General features: G+C 48.3%; 14 protein-coding genes. 13 read left to right on the top strand and 1 reads right to left on the bottom strand.

The genetic code is table 11. The annotated features are described in order from the left end of the window. The first annotated feature begins 21 nt into the window (after positions 1-21). The 8 genes from GUA98_RS19840 (at position 22) to GUA98_RS19805 (ending at position 9962) form a co-directional block, all read left to right on the top strand. Positions 22-1194, top strand: coding sequence for a M20 family metallopeptidase (locus GUA98_RS19840; protein WP_193724182.1), 1173 nt, complete (start codon positions 22-24; stop codon positions 1192-1194). 178 nt (positions 1195-1372) lie between these two features. After that, positions 1373-3064 carry a DNA repair helicase XPB gene (locus tag GUA98_RS19835; protein WP_193724181.1) on the top strand — a complete coding sequence of 564 codons (1692 nt, stop codon included), beginning with the start codon at positions 1373-1375 and terminating at the stop codon, positions 3062-3064. A 48-nt stretch (positions 3065-3112) separates the two neighbouring features. Next, positions 3113-4918, top strand: coding sequence for a helicase-associated domain-containing protein (locus tag GUA98_RS19830; RefSeq protein WP_193724180.1), 1806 nt, complete (start codon positions 3113-3115; stop codon positions 4916-4918). 126 nt (positions 4919-5044) lie between these two features. After that, positions 5045-5485 (top strand): YlbF family regulator, encoded by a 441-nt coding sequence (locus GUA98_RS19825; protein WP_153979360.1) that lies wholly within the window; start codon positions 5045-5047, stop codon positions 5483-5485. Between the two features lie 87 nt (positions 5486-5572). Beyond that, complete coding sequence (locus GUA98_RS19820) at positions 5573-5836, top strand: YlbG family protein (protein ID WP_095290540.1); 264 nt, start codon at positions 5573-5575, stop codon at positions 5834-5836. 556 nt (positions 5837-6392) lie between these two features. Further along, the gene (locus GUA98_RS19815) at positions 6393-7382 is read left to right on the top strand and encodes an ABC transporter permease (RefSeq protein ID WP_153979359.1); all 990 of its coding nucleotides are present in this window, start codon (positions 6393-6395) and stop codon (positions 7380-7382) included. Between the two features lie 13 nt (positions 7383-7395). Next, positions 7396-8304 (top strand): carbohydrate ABC transporter permease, encoded by a 909-nt coding sequence (locus GUA98_RS19810; RefSeq protein ID WP_193724179.1) that lies wholly within the window; start codon positions 7396-7398, stop codon positions 8302-8304. A gap of 38 nt (positions 8305-8342) precedes the next feature. After that, positions 8343-9962, top strand: a complete 1620-nt coding sequence (locus GUA98_RS19805; RefSeq protein WP_153979358.1) for an extracellular solute-binding protein — start codon at positions 8343-8345, stop codon at positions 9960-9962. Between the two features lie 95 nt (positions 9963-10057). Here GUA98_RS19805 and GUA98_RS19800 read toward each other — a convergent pair whose 3' ends face one another. Beyond that, on the bottom strand, positions 10058-12346 hold the full coding sequence (locus GUA98_RS19800; RefSeq protein ID WP_227779872.1) for a helix-turn-helix domain-containing protein: 2289 nt from the start codon (positions 12344-12346) through the stop codon (positions 10058-10060). 149 nt (positions 12347-12495) lie between these two features. On the opposite strand from GUA98_RS19800, the gene GUA98_RS19795 reads away from it, so the two are divergent. The 5 genes from GUA98_RS19795 (at position 12496) to GUA98_RS19775 (ending at position 19211) form a co-directional block, all read left to right on the top strand. After that, a complete protein-coding gene (locus GUA98_RS19795; RefSeq protein ID WP_193724177.1) occupies positions 12496-13782 on the top strand; it encodes an alpha-L-fucosidase in 1287 nt (428 codons plus the stop codon). A gap of 14 nt (positions 13783-13796) precedes the next feature. Beyond that, positions 13797-14834: a carbohydrate-binding family 9-like protein gene (locus tag GUA98_RS19790; protein WP_153979356.1), complete on the top strand. Its 1038-nt coding sequence runs from the start codon at positions 13797-13799 to the stop codon at positions 14832-14834. Then, the gene (locus GUA98_RS19785) at positions 14831-17485 is read left to right on the top strand and encodes a transglutaminase-like domain-containing protein (protein WP_153979355.1); all 2655 of its coding nucleotides are present in this window, start codon (positions 14831-14833) and stop codon (positions 17483-17485) included. Before GUA98_RS19790 ends, GUA98_RS19785 begins: the two co-directional genes overlap by 4 nt. Beyond that, the gene (locus GUA98_RS19780; protein ID WP_193724176.1) at positions 17482-18528 is read left to right on the top strand and encodes a glycoside hydrolase family 18 protein; all 1047 of its coding nucleotides are present in this window, start codon (positions 17482-17484) and stop codon (positions 18526-18528) included. Before GUA98_RS19785 ends, GUA98_RS19780 begins: the two co-directional genes overlap by 4 nt. A 245-nt stretch (positions 18529-18773) precedes the next feature. After that, positions 18774-19211 (top strand): hypothetical protein, encoded by a 438-nt coding sequence (locus GUA98_RS19775; RefSeq protein WP_095290252.1) that lies wholly within the window; start codon positions 18774-18776, stop codon positions 19209-19211. The last annotated feature ends 104 nt before the right edge of the window (positions 19212-19315 follow it).

Genomic DNA, 19315 nt, shown 5'->3' with positions numbered 1-19315 from the left:
GATCGAAAGGATGGGGAGAAAATGACAAATAATATATGGTGGGACGATCTGCAAATCCATATGGTGGAATGGCGGCGTCATCTTCATCGCAATCCCGAGGTTTCCTTTCATGAGGAAAAGACATCTTCTTTTGTAGCGGATATGCTGGAGAGCTTTGGCGTTGAAGTGAAGCGTCATGTAGGTGGTCATGGTGTAATTGGTACGATTCGGGGGGACAATCCCGGTCCAGTCGTCATGCTTCGGGCTGATATGGATGCACTGCCAATCCAGGATGAGAAGGACGTAGAGTATGCTTCACAGAAGGCAGGAGCAATGCATGCCTGCGGTCATGATGGGCATGTTTCCATTTTACTTGGAACGGCATTGTATTTCAGCAAGCACAAGGCTGATATCCAAGGCGAGATTCGCTTTTTGTTCCAGCCTGCGGAAGAACTGCTTCCTGGCGGAGCTGTGAAAGTCATTGCGGATGGTGCGCTTGAAGGCGTGGATGTCATCTATGGCATCCATCTGTGGACGCCTCTTCCGGTCGGAGTGGCAGCCAGCAAGGAAGGACCGCTGATGGCGGCTGCTGACGACTTTTACATTGAGATCAAAGGAAAGGGCGGGCATGGTGGCATGCCGCAGTCGACCGTGGATAGTCTGGTTGCAGGCTCTGCACTTGTCATGCAGCTGCAGACGGTGGTCAGCCGTTCCGTGGATCCGCTGCGACCTGCGGTGCTGACGATTGGTACAATGCAGGCAGGGTCTGCCCAGAATGTCATTGCCGAGTCCTGCAAAATGAGCGGAACCGTCCGTACGTTTGATGAAGAAACGAGAGCCGACATGAAGGACCGTGTACATCGCATCGTTTCCCAAACAGGCGGTGCCTATGGGGCACAGACGGAAGTGAACTACATCATGGGTTATCCGCCTGTAGTCAATGATAAGCAAGAAACCGACCGCTTCTTCCGCCAAGCCGTTCAGGTGTTCGGTGATGAACAAGTGCACACGTCTCCGATGCTGATGCCCGCAGAAGATTTCGCTTATTATTTGCAGCAGGTTCCAGGCTGCTTCATGTTTGTCGGGGCAGGGAATCCGGACAAAGGCGCCATTTATCCGCATCATCATCCCAAGTTTGATTTTGATGAAGATGCCATGCAGCATGCAGTTAAGCTCTTTATTGCCATGGCTACCGATTATATGGGTGGCCAATAGAATGTTTTGGGTATAGTTGGGCATCCTACTCATAGAAGTAGGGTGCTCTTTTTTTGCGAATTTACTGGGTAGGTGTCGGCTGTAAAGGTTCATTTCCGGGTTTGCCGGAACTGAACTTTTTGTCATGAGCATCTATCTTGGAGCACAACGTAATCAGTACCGGATCGGAGGAGCAGACATGGAGAAGACGGATGCCTGTATTGTTCAACGGGATTTTACGATTTTGCTGGAAGTGGGTCATCCGGGATTCGAGCAGGCACGGACACGACTAAGCGTATTTGCCGAACTTGTAAAGACGCCGGAGGGGTTCCATACCTATCGCATGACATCATTATCCCTGTGGAATGCTGCGGCACTCGGTTGGAGTGCAGAACAAGTCGTTAGCAGTCTCGAGTCCATTTCTCGCTGGAATGTACCCGCAGCACTTGTGCAGGATATTCGGAGAATCGTAGAACAATACGGAAAATTGAAGCTGCATTGGGAGCAGGATCACCAGCACCTGCGTCTGATTGGAGACAGTGAACAACTGCTGGATGAATTAAGTGGTCTCAAAACCATTGCGGCCTTTCGGATGGAGCGTGTTGCCCGGGATGAGCTTGTCGTTCGCGGAGAACAGCGGGGCTTGCTCAAGCAAGAATTGACGCGTCTGGGCTACCCTGTACTAGATTATGCAGGCTATCGCCCAGGAACACGTCTTCCGTTTGGTTGGAAAAATGAAAAGAATACACATCATGAAACCGATGTCGATCAGAAAGCCTTTGAACTGCGTTCTTATCAGAAAGAAGCTGTAGACGCATTTGAGGGAAGTGAGGGCATGGGAGGGAGCGGGCTACTCGTGCTGCCTTGTGGAGCTGGAAAAACAGTCATTGGCATGGCAGTGCTTGAACGTCTTCAATGTGAATGCCTCATCCTGACTTCCAATACGACCTCTGTAAGGCAGTGGATTCAGGAATTACAGGATAAAACTACTCTTACTTCGGATCAAATCGGGGAGTACTCCGGTCAGAAAAAACAGGTTCGGCCTGTCACGGTGGCTACGTATCAGATTCTTACACATCGAAAATCCAAAGATTCTGATTTTACTCACATTAAATTGCTGAGTGAGCGGGAATGGGGACTCATTATTTATGATGAGGTGCATTTGTTACCTGCTCCTGTCTTCCGGGCAACTGCGGATATTCAAGCTACGCGAAGGCTGGGATTGACGGCAACCTTGGTGAGGGAGGATGGATGTGAACAGGATGTATTCTCCCTCATTGGTCCTAAACTGTATGACATGCCTTGGAAAGACCTCGAGCGGCAAGGATGGATTGCTAATGTGCAGTGTCAGGAGATACGTGTTCCTTTTTCAACGGATCTGAAAACGACCTATCTGGAGGCAGAAGGAAAACATCAGTTTCGTCTTGCAGCGGAAAATCCCGCTAAGCTAAAAGTGATCAGACGATTACTGCGTCAACATGATGGTTTGCCTGCACTTGTGATCGGTCAGTATCTGGACCAGCTCGAAACCATTGCCCGGGAAATTGACGCTCCGCTGATCTCGGGTACGATGTCACAACACGAAAGGGTAAAGTGGTTCGAATCCTTTCGGCGGGGCGAAATTAAAACCATTGTCGTTTCCAAGGTAGCGAATTTCGCTGTCGATCTTCCTGACGCTGCTGTTGCGCTTGAGATATCGGGAAGTTATGGTTCAAGGCAGGAAGAGGCTCAGCGACTGGGCAGGATTTTAAGGCCTAAGCCTGGTGACAATAGAGCCTATTTCTATGCGCTGGTATCAGAGGATAGCAAGGAACAGGAGTTTGCATTGCGCCGTCAGATGTTTTTGGTCGAGCAGGGATATGAATACTCCATAATACATGAACATACTTAAGTCACCATTAAGCGTTAGCGTGGGAAGAGGAAAGGCGGGAGCATAGTAATGCAGGGACATGAAGCGGTGGATATCGATGAAATATTGAAACTGTCAGCCACAGAACATTCGGTACTTGGTGCTCTTTTTCACAAACATGCGTGTCAACCCTTTTCAGTCATAATGACCACCGCTGAGTCTGCGGAAGAAGGATTGAGCGGGGCGGAGGCCAGGTTAGGTTTTATGCGTCTGAGACAAAAAGGGTGGATCGAAGCGGTTCGCAAAACGTGGGGAGAGAACCTGTACTACATCCCGCTGCGTTATATCCCTGCATTAACTGTAGCCTACGCAAATAGAGTCGGTAAACATCCATTTTTAATACATGAGCAGGATCAGAAGGAATCTGAAATCCAGATGGTCAGTGGTGGTCAAATTCACGTGATTCGTGAAGCAAGGCCTGATATCGCTGCCGAAATCATCCACATATTGGCCTGGATCGCAAGAGAAGGCCTCACATTGACGAATAAAGGTACGATCCACAAGAGAATGGTGCAGCGGTTGAGCGCTTTGGTTCATTTATGTCCTGATGATTTTGCATCATTGAATCTAAACTACGAGCATCCGGATATCTACCCTGTTCATGTTGCCATTATGCTGGACATGCTGCTTGCTCTGGGACTTCTCCATAAGGATCAAGAGAAAATAAGGGTACATGATGAGACTCTGGGCCACTGGTTAGAGCAGCCGTGGTCGTTCATGCATCGCGAGATATTCAAGGTGTGCATGGAGCGATATGGTGTAACCAGTCCTGCAGAACAACATTTTCGCTATCGCCTGGTCCTGCTCTGTAAAGGACAGGAGACCTGGTTCAATATTTCAGATCTGATTCCGCATTTCAAAGGAAGTGGCAGTGATCCCGGGCTTCCTGAATATGTTCAGAGCTGGCTAAACGCACTGGCTGGGTGGGGGTACGGAGAAAGTGGTGAAAATGCTTCGGGTGATTTGTTTTTTCGCTGGTTGATTGAGCCTGAGGAACTGTTACCCTTGAAAGTACAGCAGGAACTGGACAGCGCGAAGAATGTTTTCTTTGTGCAGCCTGACTTCGAAATTATGGTCCCGGCAGAGGTGGCTCCTCAGGTCCGCTGGAAAATAGAGAATTGTGCCGAACTGCTGAGCTGTGATCGCATGAGCATCTATCGTGTGACCAAAGAACACATTGTCCATGCATCCCATAGTGGTTTTACGTCTGACAAGGTGGTGGAATTTCTGCGCCGTTATGCTGCCACGGGAGTCCCCGAGCATGTGTATCACGCGATTCATCAGTGGGGGAATGAGTGGGAGCGATTGAAGGCACAGCACGGGGGAAATGCAGAGGAAATAGAAAATATACATCCGACCGATTTCATATGCAGCGAGGGGTCGGGGGAGGATAAAAATACTGAGATTCACACGCATGAGCCAAGGGTTGGGCTTAGCGGTCTACGAGAAAGCTTTTATGTGCCTGGCAGGGCAGGCTTGATTCAAAATGAACCGGATCGGGCATCTTCATATACACACGGACAGCCGATTGCAGAGCAGTCGGTTGATGTACCCGCATTCGGCTCCATTCCCGATATGTGGCATAACGATTGGCGGCGATATCATATGTCCACGACACGTCAGATTACGGCAAAAGCAATAGAATGGCAGACCAAGCTGGGCCTGAGGAAGGAACAGTCCGAGGTATACATTATTCCGGATCAAATTCAAGGCCAGGACGATTGGACACTGACAGGATGGATTGTACCGGGGGCAGACGAGAGGGCAGTAGAACGGTGCACCATTTCTCCCATGGATTGGGACAAGATCAGATTAATCGTTCCGGAGCAGATCTGAAGCAGGAAGAGCTTATGTTCCCCTATTTTCTATTTGCAGGAAAAACTCTTCTTAACTACCGGGGGATATGCTATGATAAAGTAGTCTACGTTACGTAGAACTTTATATATAGATAGGATGAATTTCATGAGCGTAGCGGAATTGAACACGGTCGATATGGCCCAAGTGTTGACGGGCGCATATGAACTGGGCGACATGATTAACCAATCTGCCGAAGTATCGGATTATTTATATTGGAAGCAGCAAGTTGAGAGCAATCCGGAGGTTCAAGCGGGAATACGCAAGCTGGAAGCCAAAAAGGAACTGTTTGAAGAAACACAGCGTTTTGGACACTTCCACCCGGATTATCATGCTGCAAAAGACCAAGTGAAGGCTCTGGAACTGGAACTGGAACAAATTGAGGCAGTAGCTCGCTTCAAGCAGGCAGAGAGAGCGCTCGATGAAATGCTGCACCAGATGTCTGAAACCATTGCTTATGCAGTCTCAACCACAATCAAGGTTCCGAGCAATGACCCGAACCCCAAAGGTGGCGGCTGTGGAAGCGGCGGCAAGTGCAGCTGCGGTTAACTGAATTCCGAATGAATTAAAATCCATATAGACCGGACCTTCACCCCGAAGTGTCCGGTCTCCATTATAAGAAGGGCGGGGAAAATGATGTTTGCGGAAAGGACAGGATTTATTATTTGGGTTAGTGATCTAAAAGCAGCCCGCAATCTCGAAAAGTATGGTACCGTGCATTACATTTCCCGCCGTATGCATTATGTTGTTATGTATGTTAATGCAGAGCGGGCTGAAGATACGATGAAAAATGTGAAGCGGCTGTCCTATGTGCGCAAGATTGAAAGATCTTACCGTAACGAAATCAAGACAGAGTATGCCAGCAAAACGATGGACAAAACAAGTTTTTACGGGATTTAAAATATACAGGTCTTCAACGTTTAGCGATTTGAGATTTGGTGGAACTGGACATAAGCGCGGAATAATAAAACATAATTGATCAAAGGTCGCCTTCATGGCGACTTTTTCTTTTGGGGATTAGACTTTGCACTAGCCTGCAAGAACGTGGTACATATGAACATTAGGTAAATATTGACCATGAAAAATCATAAAAACGCTAACTCAAGGCAGGTTTTTGTTATTGTAGTGTTAATTAATATAACGCGAAAAGGTTGAATTTACTTAAAAAAAGTAAACGTGATGTAAAATAAATCGTATACACCCGAAATTATCAATTGGTAATTTTCCACTTTTGCAATTGTAATCGCTTTCTTTTGGTCGAAAACGACACATTTTCGAATTGTTAAAATGGAGAATAAATGATAAAAAACGTTGTTGCATCAACGTTTACGGGGCCTGACAAAATGACATATTTACGAAAAAATACGTCATCCCCTATTGTTAAACTACAGCTGCGCCAACAAAACTGACATGCAACATGAATGCTCCAACTTTTCCTGCAGCGTATGACCCAAACATGAGAAGCAACAGAAGGAGGCGATCCTGTGTGCAGGAGGTAAAAACGGCCAATCGGCAGCAGACATTATACAAGCCGAACATCAGTAGAAAGCGATGGCATAAGGTCTGGAGAAACTGGCAACTGTATTTGTTTATTGCACCCGCATTTCTGTATTTTCTCATCTTTCATTACGGACCCATGTACGGCATCCAGATTGCGTTCAAAAATTACAATCCGGTACGCGGAGTATTTGGGAGTCCTTGGGTAGGTTTTGATCATTTTGTAAGGTTCTTTGAATCCTATTATTTCTGGGATTTGATGTGGAACACACTGGCGATCAGTTTGTATGAGCTGGCTGTCGGGTTTCCGATTCCGATCATTCTGGCTCTGGCGTTTAATGAACTGAAGCATAAACGGTTCAAGAAGCTGGTCCAAACCGTCACGTATGCGCCTCATTTTATCTCGGTTGTTGTCATGGTCGGGATGGTAATTGCTTTCCTCTCTCCATCAACCGGAATCCTGATCCGTTTCGTGGAATGGATGGGAATAGATGCACCCTCATTTCTGACAAGCCCAGCATGGTTTAAGACGGTATACGTACTCTCCGGCGTATGGCAAAGTGCCGGCTGGGGAACGATCATTTACCTTGCTGCGTTGTCTGGAGTGGACCCTGGCCTGCATGAAGCAGCCATTATAGACGGGGCAAACCGGCTGCAGCGTATCCGGCACATTAACATTCCCGTGCTGGTACCAACCATGACGATTCTGCTCATTCTGAACATGGGGAGTCTGCTGGGGGTCGGGTTTGAGAAGATCCTCCTGATGCAGAACCCGCTGAACATGGAATCTTCCGATGTCATATCCACTTTCGTATACCGTTCAGGTCTGGAAAATGCCCAGTACAGCTTCTCTACTGCTGTCGGCTTGTTTAACTCTGTCATTAATGCGTTTTTGCTCGTTACCGTCAATCAAATCGTACGCAAGACGAGCGAGAACAGTCTGTGGTAAAGGAGGAGGCTGAATGTTAACCGGTATACAGGAAACGAGACAAGACAAAATTTTTCTAACCTTGAACTACATCTACGTTACAATTGCTTTCCTTCTTGTGGCGTACCCGCTGGTATATATGATTAGCGCCTCCATCAGCAATCCGAAGGAAGTTGCTTCAGGTGCAATGTGGCTATTTCCGAAAGATATCACGTTTGAAGGTTATGAGCGCGTGCTTCAGGATCAACGAATCTGGTCAGGCTACGCGAACACGATTCTGTATACGGTTGTCGGTACTGCTGTGAACCTGGCGTTCACCATTCCTGCAGCCTATGCGCTCAGCAGAAGAGACCTGGTCGGCAGGGAGTTCTTTATGGGCGTCTTTATGTTCACGATGTTCTTCGGCGGAGGGTTAGTACCGAGTTATCTGCTGATTAAGGAGCTCGGCATGATCAACAGCATGTGGGCCCTGATTTTGCCTTCCGCAGCTTCGGTTTGGAATATCATCGTCTCCCGCACCTTCTTTCAGGGAACGATCCCGAGTGAGCTTCAGGAGGCTGCACAGATTGACGGCTGTTCTAATTTCAAGCTGTTTTTCAAAATCGTACTGCCATTATCCATGCCGATCATAGCCGTTATGGCGCTCTTCTACGGTGTAGGTCACTGGAACAGTTATTTCTCAGCAATGATTTATTTAAATGATTCGGCCAAATATCCGCTTCAGCTTGTGTTAAGACAGATTCTTGTCCTACAGGAAATGTCAGCGCAAGGCTCCGGTATGATGGACGGCTCATCGGCCTCGGCACTGAATAACAAAGCCGAAGTGGCGGCACTTGTCCGTTATGCAGTCATTATTGTATCGACACTTCCGGTCATTATCATCTATCCGTTTTTGCAGCGATACTTCGTTCAGGGTGTCATGATCGGTTCTGTCAAGGGCTGATCTATACCAAATAAATCATCAAAAAGGGAGTTGTTGTCATGAAGAGAGCTCACAAGAAATCAACGGTTCTGTTAAGTCTGATCCTTGCTGCAAGCATGCTTGCGGCATGCGGAGCATCTCCTGATGGCGGTTCAACCGCTGAACCGGGTACACCGGAAGAGACAGGGGTGAAGCAAGAGGGCTTTCCTATTGTGGAGGAACCCATCACTTTGACCATGATGTCCCAGGATGTAGGCGTGGCTGATTGGAATACCATGCCTGTTATTCAGGAAGCAGAGAAGCTTACCAACATCAAGTTTGAATTTCAGCTTACTCCGATTGACAGCTTTGCAACCAAGAAGAATCTAGTCTTTGCAAGTGGAGATTTGCCTGATGTGCTGTACGGAGCCGATCTTACACCGGCAGAGCAGGTGACCTATGGCACCCAAGGCTCACTTCTCCCGCTGGAACCTTACATTGATGGGGGATATGCTCCGAACATAAAGAAATTGTTCGATGAGAATCCGGATATTCGCAAATCGTTCACAACGCCCGAAGGACATATTTACGCCCTGCCATTCATCGACAGTGCCGCCGTCTGGTATCGCAGCCCCATGTGGTATAACGGCAGTATGCTGGAAGCGCTTGGTGTAAAAGAACTGCCAAAAACGACAGAGGAATTGTACACGCTGCTGAAGCGAGTGAAGACGGAAGATCCGAATGGTAACGGCAAGGCCGATGAAATTCCGCTGACCTCCGTGAAGCTGGATGATCTGCGCATGTATTTTCTGGGCTTCTGGGGCATATATGACCCTGTTGTTTACGTCGATAAGCAGGATAAGGTCTTTTACAGTCCGATGCAGGAAGGATATAAGGGGTATTTGGAATTCATGAATCGTTTATGGAAGGAAGATCTGCTGGATCACGAAACCTTCTCGCAAACCCCTGAGCAGAAAAAAGCCAAAGGGGAAAACAATCAGATTGCTCTCTTTAACGACTATTACTCCTACTTTACCTTGGGTGGCGATCCGGATGCAGCAATGAAAAATCCGCTTATGACACCCGTGGCGAGCGATATTGCAGGAACGCCTGTTTACGGTATGCATCCAGGTCTTTCTGCTAACGGGACATTTGCTATCACAAGTGTGAATGAGCATCCTGAAGCCACCATGCGCTGGATCGATTACTTGTATTCGATCGAGGGACAAACGCTCTTCAATCAAGGTCCTGAAGGCACGCTGTGGAAGTATACCAACAAAGATACGTATGAAAAAGAATGGCTGCCTGTTCCGGGAGGCGGCGATCGGGAAGAGTACAGAGGCACCATTACGCCAAACTTCGGCATGCTGACTCCAGGGCATAACTCACCGGAGCTGACGAATGGTCTGACGACCGAATTTGACGAGTGGATTGCAAAAGAGAATGAAGAGAAGCTGATCCCGATCGGTAAAGCACCGTTTCCGAATGCGTATCTGACCAACGAACAGCAGGATGAAGCCTCCGCATTGTTATCTGATCTTGATACGTACGTGAAGCAGATGGAAGCGAAGTTTGTAACCGGGGAAGAGCCATTGTCCAACTGGGACGGCTATGTTGAACAGATGAAGAAAATGGGTGGAGACCGGATTCAGGAAATTTATCAGGAAGTGTATGATACGTGGAATTCCGCAGGCAAGTAATCGGATGTGAATCCCCGTTAGCAGCACTTTGAAATAACAGAAAAAAGCCAACATCGACGGCAATCCGGATTGTTCGTCTGTTGGCTTTCCTGTTATTAGCTGGCCGATTCAGTTCCTGCATCACTACCCGTAGTGCGATGAAGCTTGCGATATTGTCCTGGTGTAAGCCCGGTCTCCTTCTTGAATTTGCGGATGAAATTCGGTGTATCCAGATAGCCGACTTCCTGAATGAGATCTTTCAGAGGGGTATCCGTTGTTTTCAGCTGATGAAAAACCCTGTCGAGTCGTTTTTGCCAAATGTACTGAAGGAAGTTGATTCCGGTCTTCTCCTTGAAGGAGCGACTCACATGGGAAGGTGAAACCTCGAATTCATACGCAAGCGTATCCAGGCTAAGATTGTGATCGGTAAAATGGGCATCAATATATTCAATGATGCGGTCTATCAATGTCTGCTCTTCATGCTGCGTTTCCTTTTTCACCTCGTTGCATAACTGGGAGGCAAGCAAGATCAGAACGGATTCAAGCTCTTCCAGCGAGCTGCTAAACACCATGTTGGGAGCAATCTGCTGCAGCATCTGCTGTTCTCCAAGTTCCGAGGCTGTCTTCAGGATCGTGTTCAGCAGGTCGAAGCTGATGCAGCGCACAAGCAGCGCAGGCAGCATGGAAGACTGCAAGCTGGTCACGGAAGAGCGAATCATCTGAGTAGCGATATCGATATTTCCCTGTTTCAGACTTTGAACCAGCTTCAGCTGCATATGGTTTGGAATCCAGTAGGAATGGCTCGGTGTCTTGGACATTTCTTCAAATAAAGCGGATGATCCATACTCACCGGGTACGAGCAAATCAAAAGCAGAACAGGCTTCAACGTAAGATTGGGTCAGTTCATGAAGCTGCGAATAAGCGCTTCCGGCACCAATTAACGGAGGTATGGACAAGGTTCCCAAAAGTAAGCCTCTTATCTGCTCCATGATCTGTTTTATACGTGTTACCAGATCGATTCCTTCAGCGGAATCAAAACTCATGATTAAACCGAAACGGTCCAGCTGAGGCAGCTCAACGCCATAACCGATTGCCTGCAGATCAGGCAATTCAATCTGTGCAAGACTGCTCGCAATGCGGCGGCGGAGTTCCATATCGGCATGCTTGGAATCATTCCAGCCAATGACCATGACAAACAAATAATCCTTGTTCAGTTTCAGGTCGAACAGCTGCACCAGTTCAGAAGACAATGGATCTGGATTTCCAGACTTAATTAAGGTCGACAAATACTGGTTCCGAGCATACGGTTCCTGTATATCAATGCGGGAGCTGTAATTCTGCAAGGCAGAACGAATTCGTTCCAGTTCATTGGCGCTCCCATTTCGCGACTCTCCATCAGGTTTCTTTTCCGGGAAGCGGGAAGCGGCAAATTCGACCAGGGTTGAGATGGGCTGATACTGCATTTTGGCGAGAACGAGAGCAATTGCAACTCCGACCAGCAGCACGATACCTATGATCATCATCATGAAACTGCGGACATCCAGTACACTGCTGAAAAACTGGGAGCTTGGCATTACAGTCATGTAGGTCCAGCCGTTGGTTTCCGATTGCACCGATACGATGGAATGATCTTTGCCGTCCAGCGTCCGCTCCTGGATTCCTGGAGTAATGCCTTTAATCAAGGCAGCCAATGCATCTGTGCTTAGTGTATCTCCCTGATGGTTGGCCGTTAGTACCTGACCCTCTGCATCGAGGACATAGGTCAGGCCTTGATAGTTTCCAAGTATGGAATCAATCAGGCTCGTAATCTGCGACTCCTTGATAAAAAACATGACCGTGGCGTGGGGGTTCAGACTGTTAGGAGTAATCGGAATAAGGTAAGCAAGCTTGCGGTCCTGTACTCCACCAGTTTTGGTTACAACATCGGCAGGTCTTACGGTAGGATGCTTCGTTTCGTTGAGATCGTTATACAGGGATTGTTTGTCCCATCTCTCGAAGCTGAGATTGTCAGCAAACACCTCAAAATCGGTCAAACCTTTGCTGGAATAGATACGTGTATCATCGTGGAAATAAAGATAGATTTCATCAATCATGGAACTGGTGGCTTTGTACTGATCCAAGGCACGAATGGCTTCCGGGCTGGTCTGGATATTGGTGACCCGATAGGAAGAGAGCCGATTATCGTAAGAAATGCGGGAAGCAATCTCGCTCAGCTCTTTCATTCGGCTGTCAATGGTTACGTTGGTTTGTGATAGCTGGGCCAGACGCGAGCTTTCAATCTCAGTACGGAGGGTTTTAACTGCGTTTTCATAGAGAAATACGGTCATGAATACGAGAGGAATTAGCAGAATGAACAGGTAGGACCAAATGTATTTCAGGAACAGTTTGGATTTGAAATAGTCCATTCGCAAGTGAAATGCTGCCTCCTTTCCATATGGAGAAATGCCATTTCTTTTCTTATAAATGATATCAATAAAAAAACGGTTTGGACATAGCTTTTTCGCACGTGTGCACACGGTTTCCAAATATCGCTGAGAAAAAGGTGTAGATGATGATGCAGAAATGGTTTGAGGATGCGAAGCTGGGAATTTTTATTCACTATGGAATCTATGCCGTGGACGGTGTTGCGGAGTCGTGGTCTTTTTACAATGGACCCATGACTTATGACGACTACATGAAGCAAATGGAGGGATTCACGGCCTCCAAATTCAATGCCGCGGCGTGGGCGGATCTGATCGAGAAATCGGGTGCCAAGTATGCTGTGCTGACAACCAAGCATCATGACGGAGTTGCTCTGTGGGATACACAGTACAGTGACTTGAACACGGTAAAGAAAACACAGGCTGCACGTGATATTGTCAAAGAATATGCCGATGCGATCACGGCGAAGGGACTTCGACTCGGACTCTACTACTCGTTGATCGACTGGTCCCACCCGGATTATCCGAGTGTATATGAAGGTGGCAAGGTGCCGGATGACCCCGGTTCTAGCAATCCGTTCTCCTATCCCTTGGATGGGGTTCAGGATGAAACCAAATGGCAGAGGTTTTTGGAGTTTAACAACCATCAATTGAAAGAATTACTCACCGGATTTGGCAAGGTTGACCTGCTGTGGTTTGACGGGGATTGGGAACGAAGCGAGAAGCAGTGGAATCTGCCTGAATTCAAGCAGTATTTGAAATCAATGCAGCCAGATCTCATCATCAATTCACGCCTGCAGGGACATGGGGATTACAAAACGCCAGAACAAGGGCTGCCGATTACGAGACCAGATGGGCCGTGGGAGTTTTGTACAACGATCAATTCCTCTTGGGGGTACGTCCCAACGGATCAGCATTACAAGTCACTCTCTCAGATCGTTCGCATGTTCTGCGACTGCATCTCCATGGGTGGCAACATGCTGCTCGATATTGGCCCAAGAGAGGACGGAACAATTGATGAGAGGCAGGAAGCCATCCTGCTTGGACTGGGCGAGTGGATTAGACCGCATGCAGAGGCGGTATACGGGACAAGAGACGGAATTATGAGCAGATATTATGGAGATGGAAGCACGCTCTCGGCAGATGGAAAGACGCTCTATCTCTTTGTGCATGGTGATCCGAAGGAGAGCATTTGTGTGAAGGGGCTGTGCAACGAGATCAGGAAAGTATCCGTGCTGCATTCAGGCAAAGAACTGTCGTATGACATTCATGGCGGGGTTCCGTGGTTTCAAATTCCTGGTACAACCTGGATTCACCTGACGGGTGAAGACACCCATGAACTGACAACGGTAGTGAAGCTGGAGTTCGATGAAAAGGTAGACATGTATGGCGGCTCCGGAGCAGTCGTTACGCATAACTGAATGGAGGGATCAACATGATGCTAAGTGGCGTGCCTATACCACATATCGATACGTATCAGCCGAAGCACTACATTTGCCAACGTGCAGCAGGTGAATTGGAGCTTGACGGAAGGCTGGATAAGCCTTTTTGGGATCAGGCGGAATGGACGGACAAGTTCGTCGATATTGAAGGGGACCTTCGTCCTGCTCCGTCCAAGGATACAAGGGTGAAGATGCTATGGGATGATGAATATTTTTATTTTGGTGCCGAGCTTTGGGAAGATCAGATCTGGGCAACGCTGACGGAGCGGGATTCTGTCATTTTTTATGATAATGACTTTGAAATTTTTATTGATCCTGACGGGGACAGCCACGCGTATTACGAATTCGAGATCAATGCGCTAAATACGGTATGGGACCTGCTCCTCATCAAGCCATACCGGGACGGAGGGCCACCGCTGGACAGCTGGGATATAAAAGGATTGAAAACAGCCGTGTATATTGACGGCGAGCTGAACCGTCCGGAAGCGATTAACCGGAAATGGTCTGTTGAGGTTGCGATCCCGTGGACCAGTCTGAAAGAATGCGCCAAGGAAAAGCGGGCACCCCTGCCGGGTGAATTTTGGAGAGTTAATTTCTCACGGGTGGAGTGGCGGACTGAAGTGATCGATGGAAATTACCGCAAAGTAATGGATCCCGGAACCGGTAAGCCATATCCGGAGGACAACTGGGTCTGGTCGCCGATGGGACTGGTGAACATGCATTATCCCGAACTGTGGGGTTATGTTGTGTTTGCGGGTGAGTATGCTCAAGCCGATTTTGTGCTTCCACAGGATGAACGGATCAAATGGGAGCTAAGAAAGCTATATTATCTGCAGCGTAATTACAGAGAAAAGAATGGGACATTTACGCAAGATCTGTCATTGCTCGGCTGGACTTCTGATGTGAATGTTTATCCCGAGGTCTACGCTGCTCCAAGCCTATTTCAGGTTTCAGCTGCGACTGCGGATGGGACCGGAAGATGGCTCATTCGCGAAGACGGGTACCTGTGGGAAGAGAGGGATACGAGATGAGTGTACAAACGTCGGCGTTTTCGCTTACCCCCGAAGAAATGAAATCTATTGAAGATAAACTCCGTATCAAAAGGAAGCTTGTTCAGGCTCAGGCTGACGAAATCTTTTCGGTATTTAGGGAGCCGCTGTCCGTAGAAGAAGAGTGGGCGCTCAAGTTTGTGTATGCATACAGTCCGCTTCAGGATCTGGCAGATGTTCCGGGCGCACTGTTTCTTAGCCACGTAAGATCAACTCTGCGGATGAGGCGGGAGGTTCCGTGGGGGCAACGGGTACCGGATGATTTGTTCCTTCACTTTGTGCTTCCATGCAGGGTGAATACGGAGAATATTGAGGATTGCCGAGCGGTCTTCTATGCTGAACTGGCTGATCGCATCATGTCGCTCACGATGTCAGAAGCGATTCTGGAAGCCAACTACTGGTGCCATGAAAAGGCAGTCTATACCGGCAGTGACCTTAGGACGGTTTCACCGCTCACCATGATTCGGAGTGCAAGGGGGCGCTGCGGGGAAGAATCAACGCTGGCAGTAACCGCACTGCGAAGTATCGGGATCCCTGCTCGTCAGGTATACACTCCCCGATGGGCGCATTGTGACGACAATCATGCCTGGGTGGAAGCATGGGCTGACGGAACCTGGCATTATATTGGTGCCTGTGAACCGGAAGCACGGCTGAATCAGGGATGGTTTACACCTCCTGCCCGTCGGTCGATGCTGATGAATACGAGAGTGCTTGGCGCCTATCATGGTCCAGAGGATGTGACATTGGCAACCGAATGGTACACCGAGCTCAATCTTTTGGAGAATTACGCTCCAACGAAGGAGCTCACTGTAACGGTCAAGGATCTGGCCGGAGCTGCAGTTGTGGGTGCTTCCGTGCGATTTGAGCTGTATAACATGGCCGAATTCTATCCGATTGCGGAGTTACTGACGAATGAAGACGGAGAAGTGGTCTTCAAAACGGGATATGGCGATCTGCTCATCCGGGCGGTATATCAGGGACGCTGGCGAGAGCATAAGATCACGATTGACCAGACAGACCGATTGGAACTGGTGCTGGATCTGCAAAATCAACCTGAGCAGAAGAGCGGAGTGATTGATTTCGATATGGTTCCTCCGCCTGAGACGGAGGGAGAGGAACTCCCGCCATTAACAGGGGAAGCGGAGTCACTCCATCAGCAGCGTTTGTCTGAAGGGACGGACATCCGCACTGCGTTTGAAGCCACCTTTGTAACCCATAAGGAGAGCGTTGATCTATCTCGCGAACTAAGCCTTCCGGAGGCGAGGGTATGGGACGTCATGCAGAAGGCGCGTGGAAATGGCCATGAGATAGCCGCGTTTCTCAGGGAAAGCTCTCCTGAGCACGGGCAATGGCCGTTATTGCTGCTGGAGTCGCTAAATAGTAAAGATTTGATTGATACGTTCCGTCCAGTCCTGCATGAGCATTTAGATTATTCGCTTCCGCTGCGAGGTATGCTCCCGGATACCTTGTTTATTCCCTATTTGTTATGTCCGCGCGTTGCCTTTGAAATGCTTGGACCGTACAGGAAACAATTCCAATCAGCGTTTGCATCAGATGAGAGGGACGCAATGGTGAGGGAGCCTTCGCTTCTTGCTGAAGCACTCAAGGAAAAGTTCATTCCTTGGGAGGATCTGCCTAATCTGAAAGGAAAGGGTACAGCAGCAGGAACCTATCGGATCATGGCAGGAGACGAGGAATCGCTGGCTATCCTGTTTGTTGCTCTCTGTCGCAGCCTTGGCATCCCATCCCGTTTGCATCCAAGTGAACGCAAGCCGCAGTATTGGCAGAAAGGGTCCTGGATCTTCGCGGATCTTGGCATTAAAGAAAAGGGAAAGCAGCGAATGGGAAGCATTCGTCTTGTGCAAAACGAGTCAAAAGGAAACATGCCGGAGGCTTCCTACTATGAGAATATTTCTATTGCTCGTCTTGTTCAGGGGAAATACGTGACCTTGCATTTTCCTTATAAAGAGACAAAGCTGTTTGACGAGCCTCTGCCAGCAGAGGAGGGGGCTTATCGCATGACGACAGGCGTACGTTTGAAAAACGGCACGGTAAGAGCTCGGTTCACTTATTTTAATTTGAACAAGGGGGAAGAGTCTTGTGTTGCCGTAAACTTCCGCAGCTCCGATGAAGAAATTCCTGTCCTTGGAACGGTGGATAAACACACGAAACTGCGGTGGCAGGACGAGAACGTAACTACACTCGAGCATAGCGTAAGTGGAACGGCTGCAGGCATACTTCTTTCCTGGGTTGAACCGGACCGGGAACCGACCATGCATTTGCTGAAAGAACTTGCTGACTTGAGGCAAGAACTGGTAGAACGGAATATATCGGTTGTTCTAATTACTGGCTCTGCTGGTACAGGAAACTCCCTGAAGACGGAGCAGCTTGAGATGCTGCCGCCACAAGTCCGGTTAGGCGAGGCATCACCTGCCTCACTGCCCGAGGTGTTCCGTAGCTCTGGAGCGACAGAGTCGGGATACCCCCATCTGGTTGTTCTGGATGAGGCTTATCAGATTCGTTATGTCTCATCCGGATATCGGATTGGTGCTGTGAAGGAAGCCATTCAGGTAAGCTTGCAGCTGGCCGGACAGCGAAGTGAACCATTCCAACATGATGGAGGCAGCCTATGAACCCCAAATGGATTATTGGATACGTCGGACATCGTGATTTGCATAGTGTACCAGAGGTAGAGCTGAGCCGAATGACGCATATCAATATCGCTTTTGCTCATATACAGGAAGGTATCATTCAGACCAGCCATCTGCAGCATATGGACCGGATTCCAATCATCAGGAAAGCTTTCCCGGATTTGAAAATGATTTTGTCTGTGGGAGGCTGGAGTGCAGGCGGATTCTCGGAGGCAGCTGCAACTGAGCAAGGGAGACAGAAGCTCGCAGAATCCGCTGTTCTGGCCGTGACTACCTATGGCTTGGACGGGATTGATCTGGATTGGGAATATCCGTGCTATGGGGAGGCGGGTATTGCCGCCTCTGCGGAGGACAGAGTTAACTTTACCCTTTTGTTGAAAACGATGAGGGCGGCTCTGACGAAGCAAGGTGAGCAAGATGACAGGTATTACATGCTTACCATTGCAGCCGGTGCTGACCAGTACTACATTGACGGCACGGAAATGGATCAGGTACAGCAGTATCTTGATTATGTGCAGCTGATGACATATGACATGCGTGGAGGTTTTCAGGTGCTGACTGGACACCATACCAACCTCTATACGGCGACAGGTGATTTATACCGGATTAGCACGGATGCGTCCGTACGCATGTTTTTAAATGCGGGTGTACCCCGGAATAAAATCGTCATTGGTGCGGCATTTTACTCCCGAATGTGGAAGGGTGTGCCTGACCGTAACAACGGATTGCATCAGATGGCTGAGACGACCGGAGGCTACGGTCCGGAATATACAGAGCTAAGAGAGAAGTATATTGACCTTAACGGATATATCCGGTATTGGGATGAGGAAGCGAAGGCACCTTATTTGTTTAATGGAAACACGCTCATTTCATACGACGATCCGGAATCAGTAACGGCCAAATGCCGATATATCCTGGAACAGGATCTCGCGGGATTGATGTTCTGGGAATACAAATGCGATACGTCACATGAGCTGCTGAGAACGATGGATGTCGAGCTTGGCGCAGGAAGACATGTGTTATAGGTGTGAGAAACGGAATACCTTATGCGGAATCCGCCATATCGCGGGTTCCTTTTCTTTTAAAAAGAGATTAATATAGAGAGAAGGTTATTGGTTATCATAGGTTTTTGCTCACTTTTATTAAGAATTAGGCACAAAACGGATTTTGTGAAAAAATCTGAACTTACGCCTTGAGCTTGCGGGACTTATGTTGTAATATATTTGGTAATAAATAGATAGAAAGTCCTATCTGGTGGAGAGTGATTCCCATGCGTGATAAGGTGATGCAACGTTGGAGCACCTACGAGCCGTTTTTCGTAGCTCTTGGAGACAAAAAAGTGGCTGACATCGTCATTACCCATCATGCCAAAATGCGGTATGCAGACCGTATTGAGCCCACGCGTAATGATGATGACCATATTGCGGCTTGGTTATGGGAGTGTCTGAAGCAGGACCGTATTACGCCATACTACCGTAATGAGCAGGACGTCTACCTCATCGACGAGGATGTGGTAGTGGTTGCGGAATTTTCCGAGCTGGAAGGTGAATATGACATCGCCGGCAATCCTCTTCACAAGATGATTGTAGTTACCTTTTTGGGGCGAATGTCAGAGACCATTGAGCTTCGTGACCTGAAATCATATTACTCCTGGTTGAGGCATTCCAGACGAATGACTCTGGTGAAGAACAGTCGGAAGCACAGGTAATTTACAGGAAACAGTCAAGATCATTGCAATGATATATTCAAGCTACATCGCATGCAGACAAGCTGCATGCTTTTTTTGTTGGAATTCAAGAAATCGGCTACAAT

It is taken from the genome of Paenibacillus sp. P13VS (assembly GCF_015143645.1).
In the GTDB taxonomy this organism is placed as follows: Bacteria; Bacillota; Bacilli; order Paenibacillales; family Paenibacillaceae; genus Paenibacillus; species Paenibacillus xylanilyticus_A.
The sequence above is the reverse complement of the archived record's forward strand: the minus strand, read 5'-3'. Positions and strand labels throughout refer to the sequence as shown.